Origin of the sequence: Pseudomonas kilonensis, from assembly GCF_001269885.1 — a bacterium.
Classification (GTDB): domain Bacteria; phylum Pseudomonadota; class Gammaproteobacteria; order Pseudomonadales; family Pseudomonadaceae; genus Aquipseudomonas; species Aquipseudomonas kilonensis.
This window is the reverse complement of the sequence record NZ_LHVH01000017.1, coordinates 445,950-462,686: the sequence shown is the minus strand read 5'-3', so window position 1 is coordinate 462,686 and position 16,737 is coordinate 445,950. Positions and strand designations below refer to the sequence as shown.

The following is a 16,737-nucleotide window of genomic DNA, read 5'->3' as shown; positions in this document are numbered from 1 at the left end:
TCAGATACTCCCGATCTTGGCTTCGTTGAGGGTGATCCAGTTTTTTAGATCTTCATCGCTCATCCACTCAGTGTTGTTGTCACTGGCGTAAACGAAGCCTTCAGCGACCTTTTTGCCGTCTTTGATACGTTTGGGGCAGGTTGCCCATTCGTTGATAACAGGCAGGATCTTGAAGTGTTCAGGATACTCGTACGTGTAGTAAGAGTCTTCGGCGCTGATCATCTGCTCATGCAATTTTTCGCCAGGACGAATGCCGACGATCTTTTGGGTAGCGTCAGGTGCAACGACACGAGCGAGGTCTGTCACTTTCATCGACGGAATCTTCTTCACATAAATCTCGCCGCCTTCCATGTCTTCGAAGGCATGCCAGACCAGTTCGACGCCCTCTTCCAAGGAAATCATGAAACGGGTCATGCGTTCGTCGGTGATCGGTAATTCACCTTTGTCTTTGATCGACATAAAGAACGGAATTACCGATCCGCGCGACCCCATCACGTTGCCATAACGCACAACCGCCATGCGGGTTTCATGGCCGCCGGCGTAGGAGTTACCGGCAACAAACAGCTTATCCGACGCCAATTTGGTGGCGCCATACAGGTTGATTGGGCTGCTGGCCTTGTCGGTGGACAACGCGACAACGCGCTTGATGCCTTTGTCGATACAGGCATCGATCAGGTTCATGGCGCCATTGATATTGGTCTTGATGCACTCGAAGGGGTTGTATTCCGCGGTCGGCACGATCTTGGTCGCCGCTGCGTGAACCACATAATCGACACCGTCCAGGGCCCGGTACAAGCGCTCCTTGTCGCGGACGTCGCCGATGAAGAATCGAACGCGGGAATCACCCTCGAATTTCTTCGCCATGTCCCATTGCTTCATTTCATCTCGGGAAAAGATGATGATCTTTTTCGGGTTGTATTTGGCCAGGGTCATTGGCACAAACGTGTTACCAAAAGAGCCGGTACCACCGGTGATGAGAATGGTTTTATTGGTGAACATTGACGCGTCCCTTGGTTGCTTCCTGCACGGAGTCAGGATTGAAATAAACGGTAAGGTACCGGGGTGAGGCGATAGAAGCTCCACGATTTCCAGCACAAAACGACAAAAAAGCTGACGCACAGCCCTAGCGGCACCGCGAGATGAGGCCAGGTTTGCACAAAACTCCAAGTCGCCAGAACGAAAATGATCAAACTGGCTATATGGCTATGAATGATCGGTTTATCACGACCCTGGGCATATAATCCATAGTGGGGAATCATGCCCAGAGCGTAGAGTACCGTAGCAAAAAGGATCCAGACGAAAAGCCCCTGCTGCTCACTGTAAAGCGGCTTGCCCAACCAACCCAGCAATGGGCCTATCGTAACCAGTGCGACTATCGAAAAAACACCGCAAAGACCAACGGTCTGTAACAATAACCTGCGTATACCGTGACGAAAGCCGTCTGGATCGCGCCGCTGGTAGGCACTGATCAGCCCTGGATAAGTAAATGCAAATACACCTGCATCCAGAAATGACATCAACGCCATACTGACGCCCGTGAACAAGACATAAGCACCTAGCACGTCCAATCCCGCAAGGTCCTGGAACCAGTAACGGTCCAAAGTGAAGACCCCCCGAATAGCCAATGTCGCAATCAGCAACGCGGACGCTACTTTTAATCCCTTGATGATCCAGGCCCAGTCAACACCTTGCCGCCAACCAGATAGCCCCATGCGCTTGACGCGGTATATACCTAGAAAAAGCGCTGTCGCCGATCCCAGCGTCCAAGCACCGAATACCATGTCCAGATTTCGCGTGTTAGGTTCAACGAACATCAATCCCGTGATCAGGACGGCCCAGACCCCCGAACGAAAAAAAAGTACCAGGCTCGCAAAGAGTTGATCCGAAATCGCGATCAGCAAGCGACCCAATTCCTGAGTCAGATGTTCAAGTATCAGCAAAGCGAAGAACCAACCGATAATCTTCATTGGGAGCAAGCCTTCGATAAAAACCAGGCTCAACAGCGGTAAAAAAATGACGTAGAGCACCAAGGTCAACGCTCCTTGAGCCTTGAGTAGCCCGCCCCACTCGTGACGCTCGCGGGCGAGCAGTTCACGAGTGCTATAGGTATAGAAATCGAACCCGAGGAAATACAGCGAATAGCCAACAGTCGCTGCCAACAAACCATAGATACCTAGCTCGACCGGATCAAGAAACCGGGCAAGAAAGAAAATCAGCAAAAATTTGCTGACAAGCGTCATGCCACGAATTGCGACATTGGAAAGCTGTAAAAAATGTCGAGCGAGCATTACATTGGTCTATTCACGTTCGTACCTGCTAACTGCTTGCATAAGAAGCGCTTTTCATCCCTGCGTTCGGCCTTTGGCACTAGCCGAGCTGCCCCACTGGCCAGCAACCACGCAGAAGATACTCTCAACCTGCGCGCATTATGCCTACTCTTGAGGAAAATCGCGTTAAGGGTAATCCATGGCCACGCGTGAGGGCCTCCCAGGGCAATGGTTACCATAGCCGGAGCCCTCTTTAGCTGGACATTCATCCTTCTTTGATTCAAAGCATTACCGCCGAGCGACCAAAAAAACCGCACTCCAAACTCGGCGTAAGGCGATAAGCCGGTTCGTGACACCAAAAAAATATCAACCAGTAACGCGGAGCTATCAATTGCCAACCCTGACGCGGGGAGCTTTCCTTGAGCATAAGAAAGCCTGTCTGAACTGGGAAATACCCAACACAGACAGGCTCAATAGAAACCAATCAGAGCACTGTTTAACCATGAGCTATAACTATCAATCATGATTTATGCGGATGAAATGGCATCTAACCGCGACTAACTTCCCTACTCCGTTGATCTTCTTGATTGCGCTTAAATACATACCGGACCAAGGCTACAAATCCACCCGATAGAAGCCCAGCCAAAACCCCCAACACCAAGATTAAGCCCTTTCTAGGCCTTATCGGACTCTCCGGTACCTCAACACCACCATCCTGTCGGTACACCGAAACGCGCTCAGAGTCAATATTCAACTTACGATAAAAGTTATAACGCATCTGAAAACTCCGCAAATCCGATATAAACGCGTCATCAGAAGCCCTCGCTTCCAGGGCACCGACTTCAGCAGCCAACGCCTTGCTGCCCCTCTGATAATCCATCTTATTACCGGTATCTACAGTAATATCCACAGCTGCAGAAGAGTTTATGGTTGGCGTAGTCAAGCCAATCGCCTCGGCAATTTTCAGTGCTTCACGCAGTTGCTGAATCCGATCCTCGCGTATCCGCTGCGCGGTCTCACGTAAGCTAATAATGCGCTGCTCAAGGTTGCGAGCTCTTACGGAAGCTTCGGTCGTTACGTTCTTGATCAGCTCCGACTCGGCCGCCTCGCTGGCGCGCGCCACATAGGTCTTTACCCACTCGGTAGCCTTTATTGGATCGCCGCTTTGGACAGTCACAGAGAAACGGTCCGGCGTGTCCTTACCCGGCCCCTTGACTACCAGCTCCCGTGAGAATCGTTCATATAAACGGTCAAGAGCTCCCTTTCGCTGGGCTTCATCAAGCGACGGGAGATAAATTTCATTGAAAAAGTTTTGGCGAAGAGATTCACCTTGCAGATTACGAGCAAATACATCGTATACATGCTTGATAGAATAAGTTTCGAGCTCGTTACTTTTTCCACGACCATAGTTCAACTCAGCAATCTCATTCTGAGTGGGCGGCATGATGAAAAGCTTTGCCTCATAGACGGGCTTGCTGAGAAACGCGTAAGCGGCAGCCCCAGCAGTGACCAACAGGGCAATGACTAAAATTAGCCATTTTTGAATCCAAAGTTCACGAGCAAGGGCTATCAGATCGATTTCATCCTCACCGTACGCTGCAGTATGATTATCCCGCATGGATAACCTCGCTTCCTTTCCTTAACATTGCGCTGATAGGCACACTGGATACGTTAAAAGGCAAGACAGGCCAAACCCCGAAAGACACAGCAGAAAACTGAACTAAGTTAAATTCGAACAAAACGCCCCCCCATAGTCAGAACAAAGTTATTGGCCGTGATCCTTACACCAAGACTACTGGGCTCACACATCCATTATTTCGGCCGTCTACGCATACCTAGAAACCACGCAAGCGACGGCCCGACTACCATACCAGCGAGAAGCGCCAGGATCACAAACACCGAGACAGGAAGCTGCGGAGCTGACCAGCCCAGAAACAGCAGTGCCACTGGCTGGTTGTTTTCAAGCACGAACAGGACGATAGCTGAAGCCACGAGCAACGCAAGTACGACAAGGGCCAGGCGTTTAAAGTTCCGCATGAGAATTCCTTTGTTTTGGCGCTCCGTCAGAGCTCATCCCCCTCCTCCTCATTCACCCGATCCCTAAGCTCTTTACCCGGCTTGAAATGAGGAACGAACTTCCCATCAAGACTGACGGACTGACCCGTTTTGGGATTGCGCCCCACCCGCGGAGCGCGGTAATGCAGGGAAAAGCTGCCGAAACCACGGATTTCGATACGATCTCCCGTAGCCAGGCATTGGGACATTTGTTCAAGCATGGTCTTGATGGCCAGCTCCACATCCTTGGATGAGAGTAGCCCTTGATGGGTGACAATTCGTTCGATCAACTCCGACTTCGTCATATTTTTCCCTTCTTTTTCAAGCAGCTAGGAAAATCGCTTGAAAAGGTTTTAGCATGACCGGAGGGATTTGAACAGCCCAAGTATTGACATTCTTCCTGACTCCCCTACCACCTCTTTCCGCGCAAGCAGGGAGATGCTATCGACAGATGACCAGCATCGTTCGAGTCACATAGCCAGCCGGATTGAAACCAAAGGGGTACCAATCTTCGTCCTTCGCGTCGTCGGATCGGGTAATCACCTTGTAGCCAGCACCTTTACACTCCCTTGCAGCTCTCTTATGGCACTTCTCCCAGCCGGAACCCAATCCCGAGCAGTCGACCTCGATACCGCTGACACCACGCACTGCGTGGGTCTTGGCGCTTGTAGAGCAACCCGCCAGCATCAGGACGACCAACACCAGAAAGAACTTGTTCATTCAGATCCTTTAGGTAGAGAGCCTGGACCCATTACGCACACAAGCCGGAACTCCCTTGGATAGATTATTGATCTGCTTCATAAAAGAGACACTCCGGTTGAGGGGTTGGTTTCGTAGCATCTCGAATGGTCGCACTTTGGCGGCGCTTATGGGAGTCGGAAAAATCTGAAAATATCGCAGGCACAAAAAAGGGCGACCGAAGTCGCCCTTTTTCTATGGTCTGACAGAACTCAGTTCTGTTTTTCCATTTGTGCACGCAGCAGGTCGCCCAGAGTGGTAGGACCAGCAGCAATGTCAGAGGTAGCTGGCTTGTCGCGCAGGCTCTGGATTGCTTCTTTCTCTTCAGCATCGTCTTTCGACTTGATGGAGAGCTGGATTACGCGGCTCTTGCGGTCAACGCTGATGATCTTGGCTTCTACTTCTTCGCCTTCTTTCAGAACGTTGCGCGCGTCTTCAACGCGGTCACGGCTGATTTCGGAGGCTTTCAGAGTCGCTTCGATATCGTCGGCCAAGGTGATGATGGCGCCTTTGGCGTCAACTTCTTTCACGATGCCCTTAACGATTGCGCCTTTGTCGTTCTCTTGAACGTACTCGGAGAACGGATCGCTTTCCAGTTGCTTGATACCCAGGGAGATGCGCTCGCGCTCTGGGTCAACCGACAGGATAACGGTGTCCAGCTCGTCGCCCTTCTTGAAACGACGTACGGCTTCTTCGCCCACTTCGTTCCAGGAGATGTCGGACAGGTGAACCAGGCCGTCGATGCCGCCGTCCAGACCAATGAAGATACCGAAATCGGTGATCGACTTGATGGTGCCGGAGATTTTATCGCCCTTGTTGAACTGGCCAGAGAAGTCTTCCCATGGGTTGGACTTGCACTGCTTGATGCCGAGGGAGATACGACGACGCTCTTCGTCGATGTCCAGAACCATGACTTCCACTTCGTCGCCGACTTGTACGACTTTCGAAGGGTGGATGTTCTTGTTGGTCCAGTCCATTTCGGAAACGTGTACCAGGCCTTCAACGCCTTCTTCCAGCTCAGCGAAGCAGCCGTAGTCGGTGAGGTTGGTAACACGAGCGGTGACGCGGGTGCTTTCTGGGTAACGGGCTTTGATAGCGACCCATGGATCTTCACCCAGTTGCTTGAGGCCCAGGGAAACACGATTGCGCTCGCGATCGTACTTCAGAACCTTGACATCGATCTCGTCGCCAACGTTGACGATTTCCGAAGGATGCTTGATACGCTTCCAGGCCATGTCGGTGATGTGCAGCAGGCCATCGACGCCACCCAGATCGACGAATGCGCCGTAATCGGTGAGGTTTTTGACAATACCCTTGACCTGCTGGCCTTCCTGCAGCGATTCCAGCAGAGCTTCACGCTCGGCGGAGTTCTCGGCTTCCAGGACACTGCGACGGGAAACGACAACGTTGTTGCGCTTCTGGTCCAGCTTGATGACCTTGAATTCCAGCTCTTTGCCTTCCAGGTGCGTGGTATCGCGCACTGGACGGACGTCAACCAGGGAACCTGGCAGGAACGCACGGATGCCGTTAACGTCGACAGTGAAGCCGCCTTTAACCTTACCGTTGATAACGCCCTTGACCACTTCCTCAGCTGCGAAAGCCGCTTCCAGAACGATCCAGCATTCAGCGCGCTTGGCTTTTTCACGGGACAGCTTGGTTTCACCAAAGCCATCTTCAACCGAGTCCAGCGCAACGTGAACTTCGTCACCGACGTTGATGTTCAGTTCGCCAGCGTCGTTGTAGAACTGCTCAAGCGGGATGAGTGCTTCAGACTTCAGACCAGCGTGAACGGTTACCCAGCGAGCTTGGTAATCGATATCAACGATAACACCGGTGATGATGGAGCCTGCCTGAAGGTTCAGGGTTTTCAGGCTTTCTTCAAAGAGTTCCGCAAAGCTTTCGCTCATTTTAATTCCTGTTGATTAGGGCGAAGAATACGCCCGCCTCCACATCCCAGACGATGTGGGTTAGTTTCATATAAAAGAAGCATCGCAGGACTATGACTGGTCCCCTGCGAAGCTTCCTGGTCACCCGGCGATATCGCGAATGGCGATCTCGCTCATGATGCGTTGCAGCACCTGATCGATGGACAACTCCGTGGAATCCAGCTGTATCGCGTCGGCCGCCGGCTTGAGCGGGGCTACTGCGCGCTGGGTGTCACGCTCATCGCGTGCACGGATCTCATCTAGCAGACTCGACAGACTAACATCCTCGCCCTTGCCCTTCAACTGCAAATATCGACGACGCGCCCTCTCCTCCGCACTGGCGGTGAGGAAAATCTTCAACGGTGCATCGGGGAAAACCACCGTACCCATGTCGCGACCGTCAGCCACCAGCCCCGGCGGCTCCTGGAAGGCGCGCTGGCGCTGCAGCAAGGCTTCGCGCACTGCCGGCAGCGCGGCGACCTGGGAGGCCCCGGCACCCACGCTTTCGGTACGAATGACGTCGCTGACCTCATCGCCTTCCAGAATGATGCGCTGGAGCTGACCGTCGGTCGCCGCAATGAATTGCACGTCCAGATGAGCGGCCAGTGCCTTGAGCAGTTCTTCGTTGGTCAGGTCGACGCCGTGGTTGGCGGCGGCGAACGCCAGCAGACGGTACAAGGCACCCGAATCAAGCAGGTTCCAGCCCAATTGCCTGGCCAGGATCCCGGCGACGGTGCCCTTGCCCGAACCGCTTGGGCCATCGATGGTGATGACCGGTGCCTTGATATTCACGACTGTGCCTCTTGCGCTACTCGGATACCGACCTGTGCACACAGCGCCAGGAAGTTCGGGAACGACGTCGCGACGTTGGCGCAATCATGGATGCGAATCGGCGCGCTGGCGCGCAAAGACGCCACACTGAAGGCCATGGCGATACGGTGATCACCGTGACCATGGACTTCGCCGCCGCCGATCTGGCCGCCGTCGATGATGATGCCGTCTGGCGTCGGCTGGCACTTGACGCCAAGGGCGAGCAAGCCATCTGCCATCACCTGGATGCGATCCGATTCCTTGACCCGCAGTTCTTCGGCGCCCGTCAGTACGGTGCGCCCTTCTGCACAGGCGGCCGCCACGAACAGCACCGGGAACTCGTCGATGGCCAGCGGAACCAGCGCCTCCGGAATCTCGATACCCTTGAGTTTAGCTGCTCGTACGCGCAGGTCCGCCACGGGTTCGCCGCCGACTTCACGCTGGTTTTCCAGGGTGATGTCAGCGCCCATCAAGCGCAGGATGTCGATCACGCCGGTACGGGTCGGGTTGATGCCGACGTGCTCGAGCACCAGGTCGGAACCTTCGGCGATCGAGGCGGCCACCAGGAAGAACGCCGACGACGAGATGTCGCCCGGCACTTCAATGTGAGTAGCAGTCAGCTTGTTGCCGGACTCGACGGACGCCGTGGCACCATCGACCGTGACCGGGTAGCCGAAGCCGCGCAGCATGCGCTCGGTGTGGTCGCGGGTCGGGGCCGGTTCGGTGACGGTGGTCTTGCCTTCGGCGTAGAGACCCGCCAGCAGCAGGCAGGATTTCACCTGGGCGCTAGCCATCGGCATGGTGTAGGTCAGGCCCTTGAGCTTGTTGCCACCACGGATGATCATCGGTGGACGACCGTCGGCGGCAGTCTCGATGACCGCGCCCATTTCCCGCAACGGGTTGGCGACGCGATTCATCGGGCGCTTGGACAGCGAGGCGTCACCGGTCAGGGTGCTGTCGAAGTCCTGCGCGGCCAGCAGGCCGGACAACAGGCGCATCGAGGTCCCGGAGTTACCCAGGTAGATTGGCCCCGGGGCAGGCTTGAGACCATGCAGGCCGACACCATGGATGGTCACGCGACCGTGGTGCGGACCTTCGATGACCACCCCCATGTCGCGAAACGCTTGCAGCGTCGCCAGGGCGTCTTCGCCCTCGAGGAAACCTTCCACCTCGGTCACGCCGTCGGCCAGGGAGCCGAGCATGATCGAACGGTGGGAAATCGATTTATCGCCCGGTACACGAATACGCCCGCTCAGGGAGCCACCAGGTTGTGCCAGGAAAATCAGATCGTTGGAGTTCATAGCGTCCACATAGGCCCGACGGGCCAGGATTTTACTGAAATGCTCGCGGGCCACCCTGGCGCGTGTGAAAACGCCCAGCAATTGGTGCCCGTCCCCTGCATCGACCGCGTCGCGCAAGGCGTCGAGGTCGCTGCGAAATGTATCGAGTGTGCGCAAGACAGCTTCGCGGTTGGCGAGGAAGATGTCGTGCCACATGACCGGGTCGCTTCCAGCGATTCTCGTGAAATCGCGGAAACCGCCGGCAGCGTAACGGAAGATCTCAAGATTTTCATTGCGTTTGGCCAACGAATCCACCAGGCCGAACGCCAACAGGTGCGGCAAGTGGCTGGTAGCCGCCAACACTTCATCGTGACGCTCGACCTGCATGTGCTCGACATCGGCGCCCAGTTCGCGCCACAAACGGTCCACCACCGCCAGCGCGGCTGGATCCGTCTGGTCCAGCGGCGTGAGGATCACTTTGTGGCGACGAAACAGTTCGGCGTTGGAGGCTTCCACCCCGCTCTGCTCGGAACCGGCAATCGGATGGCCGGGCACGAAACGCGCCGGCATCCCGCCGAAGGCCTCGGTGGCCGCACGTACGACATTGCCCTTGGCGCTGCCGACGTCGGTCAGGATCGCTTGCCCCAGACTCATGGTGGCCAGGCGCGCCAGCAGTTTTTCCATGGCCAGGATCGGCACCGCCAGTTGGATCACGTCCGCGCCCTGGCAAGCGATCGCCAGGTCATCCTCGCAGCGATCGACCACCCCCAGCTCCACGGCCAGCTTGCGCGACTGCGGATCCAGGTCGACGCCGACCACCTCGCGGCACAGGCCGCTTTCACGCAAGCCCTTGGCAAACGAACCGCCAATCAACCCCAGGCCGACCACCACCAGGCGACCGATCATAGGGGCAGCAGGTTGCAGCGAAGTGACATCAACCACGAGCCAGAACCTTGCTCAACGCCTCAAGGAAACGGCTGTTCTCCGCTGGCAGGCCGATGGTGATGCGCAGGTGGTTCGGCATGCCGTAGTTGGCCACCGGGCGCACGATCACGCCTTCGCGCAGCAGCCCCTGGTACACCGGCGCGGCGACACGCCCCAGGTCGACGCAGATGAAGTTGCCCTTGGATGGAATCCAGCTCAGACCCAGCTCCCGGAACCCCACTTCCAACTGCTGCATGCCGGCCGCGTTGAGGCGACGGCTTTCAGCCAGGTAGGCCTCATCCTGCAATGCGGCGCAGGCGGCTGCCAGGGCGAAGCTGTTGACGTTGAACGGCTGGCGCACGCGGTTCAGCACATCGGCCACCACGGCGGTGGACAGGCCGTAACCAACCCGCAGCGAGGCCAGGCCGTAGGCTTTCGAGAACGTGCGCGAAACCAGCAGGTTCGGGTAGGCCGCGAGGAAATCCAGGCCATCGGGCAAATCGCTGCCTTCGGCATACTCGATGTAAGCCTCGTCCAACACCACCAGCACGTGCGCGGGCACGTCTTGCAGGAAGTCGTCCAAGGCCTGGGCGTCGAACCAGGTGCCAGTCGGATTGTTCGGGTTGGCGATGAAAACTACGCGGGTGTTGGCGTCGATGGCAGCCAGCATGGCCGGCAGATCGTGCCCCCAGTTCTTGGCGGGAACCACATGGGCATCGGCGCCGACGGCCTGGGTCGCGATCGGGTAGACCGCAAACGCGTGCTCGCTGAACACGGCGTTGAGACCTGGTGCCAGGTACGCGCGCGCCACCAACTCAAGAATGTCGTTGGAGCCATTGCCCAGCGTCACTTGGTTGAGCTCGACACCACAGCGCTCGGCCAGCAGGCTTTTCAGCGCAAACCCATTGCCATCGGGGTAACGGGTCAGCTCGGCCAGTTCGTCGCGGATCGCCGCCAGCGCCTTGGGGCTCGCGCCCAACGGGTTTTCGTTGCTCGCCAACTTGACGATGCTGGCCGGATCCAGGTCCAGCTCGCGGGCCAGTTCGTCCACGGGCTTGCCCGGAACGTAAGGCGAGAGTTGTTGCACGCCTGGCTGAGCCAGAGCGAGGAAGTTGCCACTCATTTGCTATCCGCCCTTAAAGAACTGCCTTGGGGTAGGAACCCAGCACCTTGAGTGCCACTGCTTCCTGACTGATTTTCTCCAGCACACCTTTTACCAGCGGATCGCGGTGGTGGCCGACAAAATCGATGAAGAACACGTAGGTCCATTTACCGCTGCGCGACGGACGGGTCTCGATCCGCGTCAGGTCGATACCGTTGTCGTGGAACGGCACCAGCAGTTCATGGAGCGCACCGGGCTTGTTGCTCATGGAGACGATGATCGACGTCTTGTCGTCGCCGGTCGGCGGTACTTCCTGGCTGCCGATCATCAGGAACCGCGTGGAGTTGTCCGGGCGATCCTCGATTTTCTCGGCCAGGCGAGTCAGCCCGTAGAGGCCGGCCGCCATATCGCCAGCGATCGCCGCCGAGTTCCACTCACCCTTGACCCGCTTGGCCGCTTCGGCGTTGCTCGATACCGCCACGCGCTCGACATTCGGGTAATGGGCGTCCAGCCACTTGCGGCACTGGGCCAACGACTGGGCGTGGGAATAGATCCGGCTGATGCTGTCGGTCTTGGTGTTCTCGCCGACCAGCAGGTGATGGTGGATGCGCAGCTCGACTTCGCCGCAGATCACCATGTCATGCTCGAGGAAGCTGTCCAGCGTGTGATTGACCGCGCCTTCGGTGGAGTTTTCCACCGGCACCACGCCAAAATTCACCGCGCCGGCGGCGACTTCACGGAAGACTTCGTCGATGGCAGCCATCGGCTTGCTGATCACGGCGTGACCGAAGTGCTTCATGGCCGCTGCCTGGGTGAAGGTGCCTTCCGGGCCCAGGTAGGCGATTTTCAGCGGCTGCTCGAGCGCCAGGCACGACGACATGATTTCGCGGAACAAGCGCGCCATCTCTTCGTTGCCCAGCGGCCCCTTGTTGCGCTCCATGACACGCTTGAGCACCTGAGCTTCACGCTCAGGACGATAGAACACCGGCACTTCGCCTTCGGCCAGGGAGGCCATCTTCACCCGGGCGACTTCCTGGGCGCAGCGCGCGCGCTCGCTGATCAGCTCCAGGACCTTTTCGTCCAGGGCATCGATGCGCAGGCGCAGCGCCTTGAGTTCTTGCTCAGACATCAGCCATGTTCCTTCTCGAACTCTGCCATGTAGGCGATCAACGCATTGACGGCGTTGATGTCGACGGCGTTGTAGATGGAGGCACGCATGCCACCGACCGAACGGTGGCCCTTGAGGTTCAGCAGGCCACGCTCGTCGGCACCGACCAGGAACGGCTTGTCCAGACGGTCGTCGGCCAGGCGGAACGGCACGTTCATCCACGAACGATCGGTCTTGTTGATCGGGTTGCTGTAGAGACCGCTGGCGTCGATGAAGTCATACAGCGTGCGCTGCTTCACTTCGTTGAGCTTGCCAATGGCTTCGACACCGCCCTGCTCTTTCAGCCATTCGAACACCAGGCCGGACAGGTACCAGGCCAGGGTCGGCGGGGTGTTGTACATCGAGCCGTTGTCAGCCGCGACCTTGTAGTTGAGCATGGTCGGGCACAGGGAACGGGCACGCCCCAGCAGGTCTTCACGGATGATGTTGACCAGAATGCCGCTTGGGCCGATGTTTTTCTGGGCGCCGGCGTAGATCATGCCGAAACGGGAGATATCCACAGGGCGCGAGAGAATGTCCGAGGACATGTCGGCCACCAATGGCACGTCGCCAGTTTCCGGGATCCAGTTGAATTCCAGGCCACCGATGGTTTCGTTCGGCGCGTAGTGAACGTAGGCCGCGTCCTTGGACAGGCTCCATTCGTTCTGGCCGGGAATCGCGAAATAATCGTAGGGCTTGGCGGTGGCAGCCACGTTGACGTGACCGTAGCGCGAAGCTTCTTCGATGGCTTTCTGCGACCAGATACCGGTATCGATGTAGTCGGCCTTGCCACTTTCCGGCAGCAGGTTCAACGGGATCTGGGCGAACTGCTGGCTGGCGCCGCCCTGCAGGAACAGCACCTTGTAATTGGACGGGATGTTCAGCAGATCACGCAGGTCCTGCTCGGCCTTGGTGGCAATGGATACGAACTCATCGCTGCGATGGCTCATTTCCATGACCGACAGGCCCTTGCCGTGCCAGTCGAGAAGTTCACCCTGGGCACGCTTCAGGACCGCCTCAGGAAGCGCCGCCGGGCCGGCACAGAAGTTATAGGCTCTCTTGCTCACATCCAATCTCGCTCTGATCTGGTGGTTCACGCAATTAATACGGTATCAGGTGGTGCGCATTGTGGACCTAGGGCGAGAGAGCAAAGGTGTGGGAGCAAGGCTTGCCCGCGATAGCAGACTGTCATCCAACATTGATGTTGACTGGTCTACCGCCATCGCGGGCAAGCCTTGCTCCCACACAAGCCTTGCTCCCACAAGCCTTGCTCCCACACAAGCCTTGTTCTCACAAAGCTGCAATTTGATACGAAATTTCAAACGAGACAAACAACAAGGGGGCGAATCTTCATCCGCCCCCCCGCGTGTCCGCTTAGTCCTGCGGTTCTTCTTCGTCTGCGGCAGCGTCGAGCGGTTGGTCGCCGGTCACGTCGTCGACATCGGCACCCAGGGTGCCGTCGAATGCCGTGCCTTCGCCTTCCTCGCCTTCCAGCTCCTCGCCTTCGACTTCCGATGGCTCCTGCACCCGCTCAAGCCCTACCAGCGTTTCATCGCTGGCCAGCTTGATCAGCGTCACGCCCTGGGTGTTACGGCCCAGGCTCGACACTTCGGCGACTCGCGTACGCACCAGGGTGCCCTGGTCGGAGATCAACATGATCTCCTCGCCATCGAGCACCTGGACAGCGCCGACCAGACGACCGTTACGGTCGTTGCTGACCATGGCGATCACACCTTGGCCGCCACGCTTGTACTCAGGGAACTCGCTGATGGCCGTGCGCTTGCCATAACCACGCGCCGAAGCGGTGAGGATCTGGCTGCCTTCTTCGGGGATCAGCATGGAAATCAGCTTCTGGCCTTCCGGCAGGCGCATGCCGCGCACACCACGGGCGGTACGGCCCATGGCACGCACGTCGGATTCCTTGAAGCGAGTGACCTTGCCACCGTCGGAGAACAGCATGACCTCACGCTCGCCGTCGGTGATGGCGGCGGAAATCAGCACGTCGCCTTCGTCCAGCTCCAGGGCGATCAGGCCGACGCTGCGCTGGCGACTGAAGGATTCCAGCGGGGTCTTCTTCACGGTGCCGTTGGCGGTCGCCATGAAGATGTAGTGACCTTCGGTGTATTCCTCCACCGGCAGCATGGTGGTGATGTATTCACCATCGTCCAGCGGCAACAGGTTGACCAGCGGACGACCACGTGCGGCACGGGAGGCTTCCGGGATCTCGTAGGTCTTGAGCCAGTACACCTTGCCTTTGCTGGAGAACAGCAGCAGCGTGGTGTGGCTGTTGGCGACCAGCAGGTGAGCGATGTAGTCCTCGTCCTTGACGCCGGTCGCCGACTTGCCTTTGCCGCCGCGACGCTGGGCCTGGTAGGCGGCCAGCGGCTGGGTCTTGGCGTAGCCGCCGTGGGAAATGGTCACCACGCGCTCTTCTTCCGGGATCATGTCACCCAGGGTCAGGTCCAGGCGCGCATCGAGGATCTCGGTGCGGCGCACGTCGCCGTATTCGGCGCGGATCACTTCCAGCTCTTCGCGGATCACTTCCATCAGGCGCGTGGCGCTGTTGAGGATGCGGATCAGCTCGCCGATCTGGTTGAGGATCTCCTGGTACTCGGCCAGCAGCTTCTCGTGCTCCAGGCCGGTCAGGCGGTGCAGGCGCAGTTCCAGGATGGCTTGCGCCTGTTCCGGGGACAGGAAGTACTTGCCTTCGCGCAGGCCGTATTGCGGGTCGAGGTTCTCCGGGCGGCACGAGTCGGCGCCAGCGCGCTCGACCATTGCCACCACCGCGGAGGACTCCCAAGGGGTGCTGATCAGCGCTTCCTTGGCTTCCGACGGCGTTGGCGAGGCCTTGATCAAGGCGATCACCGGGTCGATGTTCGACAGGGCAACGGCCTGGCCTTCGAGAATGTGACCACGCTCGCGAGCCTTGCGCAGTTCGAACACGGTACGGCGGGTGACCACTTCGCGGCGGTGACGGACGAAGGCTTCCAGCAGGTCCTTGAGGTTCAGGATCCGCGGACGGCCGTCGATCAGCGCAACGATGTTGATGCCGAACACGCTTTGCAGTTGGGTCTGGGCGTAGAGGTTGTTGAGGATCACCTCAGGCACTTCGCCACGACGCAGCTCGATCACGACGCGCATGCCGTCCTTGTCGGACTCGTCACGCAGCTCGGTGATGCCTTCGAGCTTCTTCTCTTTCACCAGCTCGGCGATCTTCTCGATCAGGCGAGCCTTGTTCAGCTGGTACGGCAGCTCGGTGATGACGATCTGCTGGCGGCCACCCACCTTGTCGATGTCTTCGACGGTGGAGCGGGCGCGCATGTAAATGCGGCCACGGCCGGTGCGGTAGGCTTCGATGATGCCGGCGCGACCGTTGATGATCGCAGCGGTCGGGAAGTCCGGACCCGGGATGTATTGCATCAGCTCATCGACGGTCAGCTCGGGATTGTCGATGAGGGCCAGGCAACCGTCGATGACTTCACCGAGGTTGTGCGGCGGGATGTTGGTCGCCATGCCCACGGCAATACCGCTGGAGCCGTTGACGAGCAGGTTCGGGATACGGGTCGGCATGACCGCCGGGATCATTTCGGTGCCGTCGTAGTTCGGCACCCAGTCCACGGTTTCCTTGTGCAGGTCGGCCAGCAGTTCGTGGGCCAACTTGGTCATGCGCACTTCGGTGTATCGCATGGCTGCGGCGTTGTCGCCGTCCACGGAACCGAAGTTGCCCTGGCCGTCTACCAGCAGGTAGCGCAAGGAGAATGGCTGCGCCATACGAACGATGGTGTCGTACACGGCAGTGTCGCCGTGGGGGTGATACTTACCGATCACGTCGCCGACGACACGGGCAGATTTCTTGTACGGCTTGTTGAAGTCGTTGCCCAGCTCGCTCATCGCGAACAACACGCGCCGGTGCACGGGCTTCAAGCCATCGCGCGCATCCGGCAGCGCCCGCCCGACGATTACGCTCATTGCGTAGTCGAGGTAGGACTGTTTCAGCTCGTCTTCGATATTGACCGGGAGGATTTCTTTGGCCAGTTCGCCCATGAGAAGCCTGATTCCTTTTTCTGGTGAAACCTCGTCACATCCAGATGGGACGAACGAAGCTCGCCGCTGCAGAACAAGTGCCGTGCAGCGACTTACGACAAATCAACGAGTTATGCCATGGATCTGCGCAGTAAAGGCCACCTCGCGAGGCAGCCTTGGAAACCGCCGGATGTTATCACAAGAGCCGCCACGCACCTATCCCCCAGACGCGCATGGTGCGTAGTTAGTTGACCGGTGACAGGCTGATATGGGATCAGAGGGGCTTAGGAGCGCTGCGGATGGAGAATCAGGGGCCAAATGCAAGGAATTTATTGCCTTTAAGGGCCCATTCGCGAGCAAGCCCGCTCCCACAGGGGATTTTTGTGTGCCTGAGATATCAGCCACAACACATTCCACTGTGGGAGCGGGCTTGCTCGCGAAGGCAATGGATCAGGCAGCCCCAATC

At 57.9% G+C, this 16,737-nt stretch carries 13 protein-coding genes; all 13 read right to left on the bottom strand.

The annotated features are described in order from the left end of the window. Window positions 1–999 carry a UDP-N-acetylglucosamine 4,6-dehydratase (inverting) gene (gene pseB, locus AD662_RS08680; protein WP_053186640.1) on the bottom strand — a complete coding sequence of 333 codons (999 nt, stop codon included), beginning with the start codon at window positions 997–999 and terminating at the stop codon, window positions 1–3. A gap of 32 nt (window positions 1,000–1,031) precedes the next feature. Next, window positions 1,032–2,288 (bottom strand): lipopolysaccharide biosynthesis protein, encoded by a 1,257-nt coding sequence (locus tag AD662_RS08675; RefSeq protein WP_053186637.1) that lies wholly within the window; start codon window positions 2,286–2,288, stop codon window positions 1,032–1,034. Window positions 2,289–2,814: 526 nt separating this feature from the next. Then, window positions 2,815–3,885: an LPS O-antigen chain length determinant protein WzzB gene (locus tag AD662_RS08670; RefSeq protein ID WP_053186634.1), complete on the bottom strand. Its 1,071-nt coding sequence runs from the start codon at window positions 3,883–3,885 to the stop codon at window positions 2,815–2,817. 194 nt (window positions 3,886–4,079) lie between these two features. Continuing rightward, window positions 4,080–4,304, bottom strand: a complete 225-nt coding sequence (locus tag AD662_RS08665; protein WP_018602966.1) for a lipopolysaccharide assembly protein LapA domain-containing protein — start codon at window positions 4,302–4,304, stop codon at window positions 4,080–4,082. Window positions 4,305–4,330: 26 nt separating this feature from the next. Beyond that, the gene (ihfB, locus tag AD662_RS08660; RefSeq protein WP_003199243.1) at window positions 4,331–4,627 is read right to left on the bottom strand and encodes an integration host factor subunit beta; all 297 of its coding nucleotides are present in this window, start codon (window positions 4,625–4,627) and stop codon (window positions 4,331–4,333) included. Between the two features lie 136 nt (window positions 4,628–4,763). Then, window positions 4,764–5,042 (bottom strand): hypothetical protein, encoded by a 279-nt coding sequence (locus AD662_RS08655; RefSeq protein WP_018602958.1) that lies wholly within the window; start codon window positions 5,040–5,042, stop codon window positions 4,764–4,766. A 230-nt stretch (window positions 5,043–5,272) separates the two neighbouring features. Then, window positions 5,273–6,967 (bottom strand): 30S ribosomal protein S1, encoded by a 1,695-nt coding sequence (rpsA, locus tag AD662_RS08650; RefSeq protein ID WP_014337228.1) that lies wholly within the window; start codon window positions 6,965–6,967, stop codon window positions 5,273–5,275. Between the two features lie 120 nt (window positions 6,968–7,087). After that, window positions 7,088–7,777, bottom strand: coding sequence for a (d)CMP kinase (gene cmk, locus AD662_RS08645; RefSeq protein WP_014337227.1), 690 nt, complete (start codon window positions 7,775–7,777; stop codon window positions 7,088–7,090). Beyond that, window positions 7,774–9,981, bottom strand: a complete 2,208-nt coding sequence (locus AD662_RS08640) for a bifunctional prephenate dehydrogenase/3-phosphoshikimate 1-carboxyvinyltransferase (protein ID WP_053186631.1) — start codon at window positions 9,979–9,981, stop codon at window positions 7,774–7,776. The genes cmk and AD662_RS08640 overlap by 4 nt, the downstream gene beginning before the upstream one ends. 28 nt (window positions 9,982–10,009) lie before the next feature. Beyond that, a complete protein-coding gene (hisC, locus tag AD662_RS08635; RefSeq protein ID WP_018602951.1) occupies window positions 10,010–11,122 on the bottom strand; it encodes a histidinol-phosphate transaminase in 1,113 nt (370 codons plus the stop codon). A gap of 13 nt (window positions 11,123–11,135) precedes the next feature. Then, entirely contained in the window at window positions 11,136–12,230 is a 1,095-nt protein-coding gene (pheA, locus tag AD662_RS08630) for a prephenate dehydratase (RefSeq protein ID WP_014337224.1), read from the bottom strand. Beyond that, window positions 12,230–13,315 (bottom strand): 3-phosphoserine/phosphohydroxythreonine transaminase, encoded by a 1,086-nt coding sequence (serC, locus tag AD662_RS08625; protein ID WP_053186628.1) that lies wholly within the window; start codon window positions 13,313–13,315, stop codon window positions 12,230–12,232. The genes pheA and serC overlap by 1 nt, the downstream gene beginning before the upstream one ends. Before the next feature lie 307 nt (window positions 13,316–13,622). Next, window positions 13,623–16,292, bottom strand: coding sequence for a DNA gyrase subunit A (gene gyrA, locus AD662_RS08620; protein WP_018602945.1), 2,670 nt, complete (start codon window positions 16,290–16,292; stop codon window positions 13,623–13,625). Window positions 16,293–16,737: the final 445 nt, after the last annotated feature.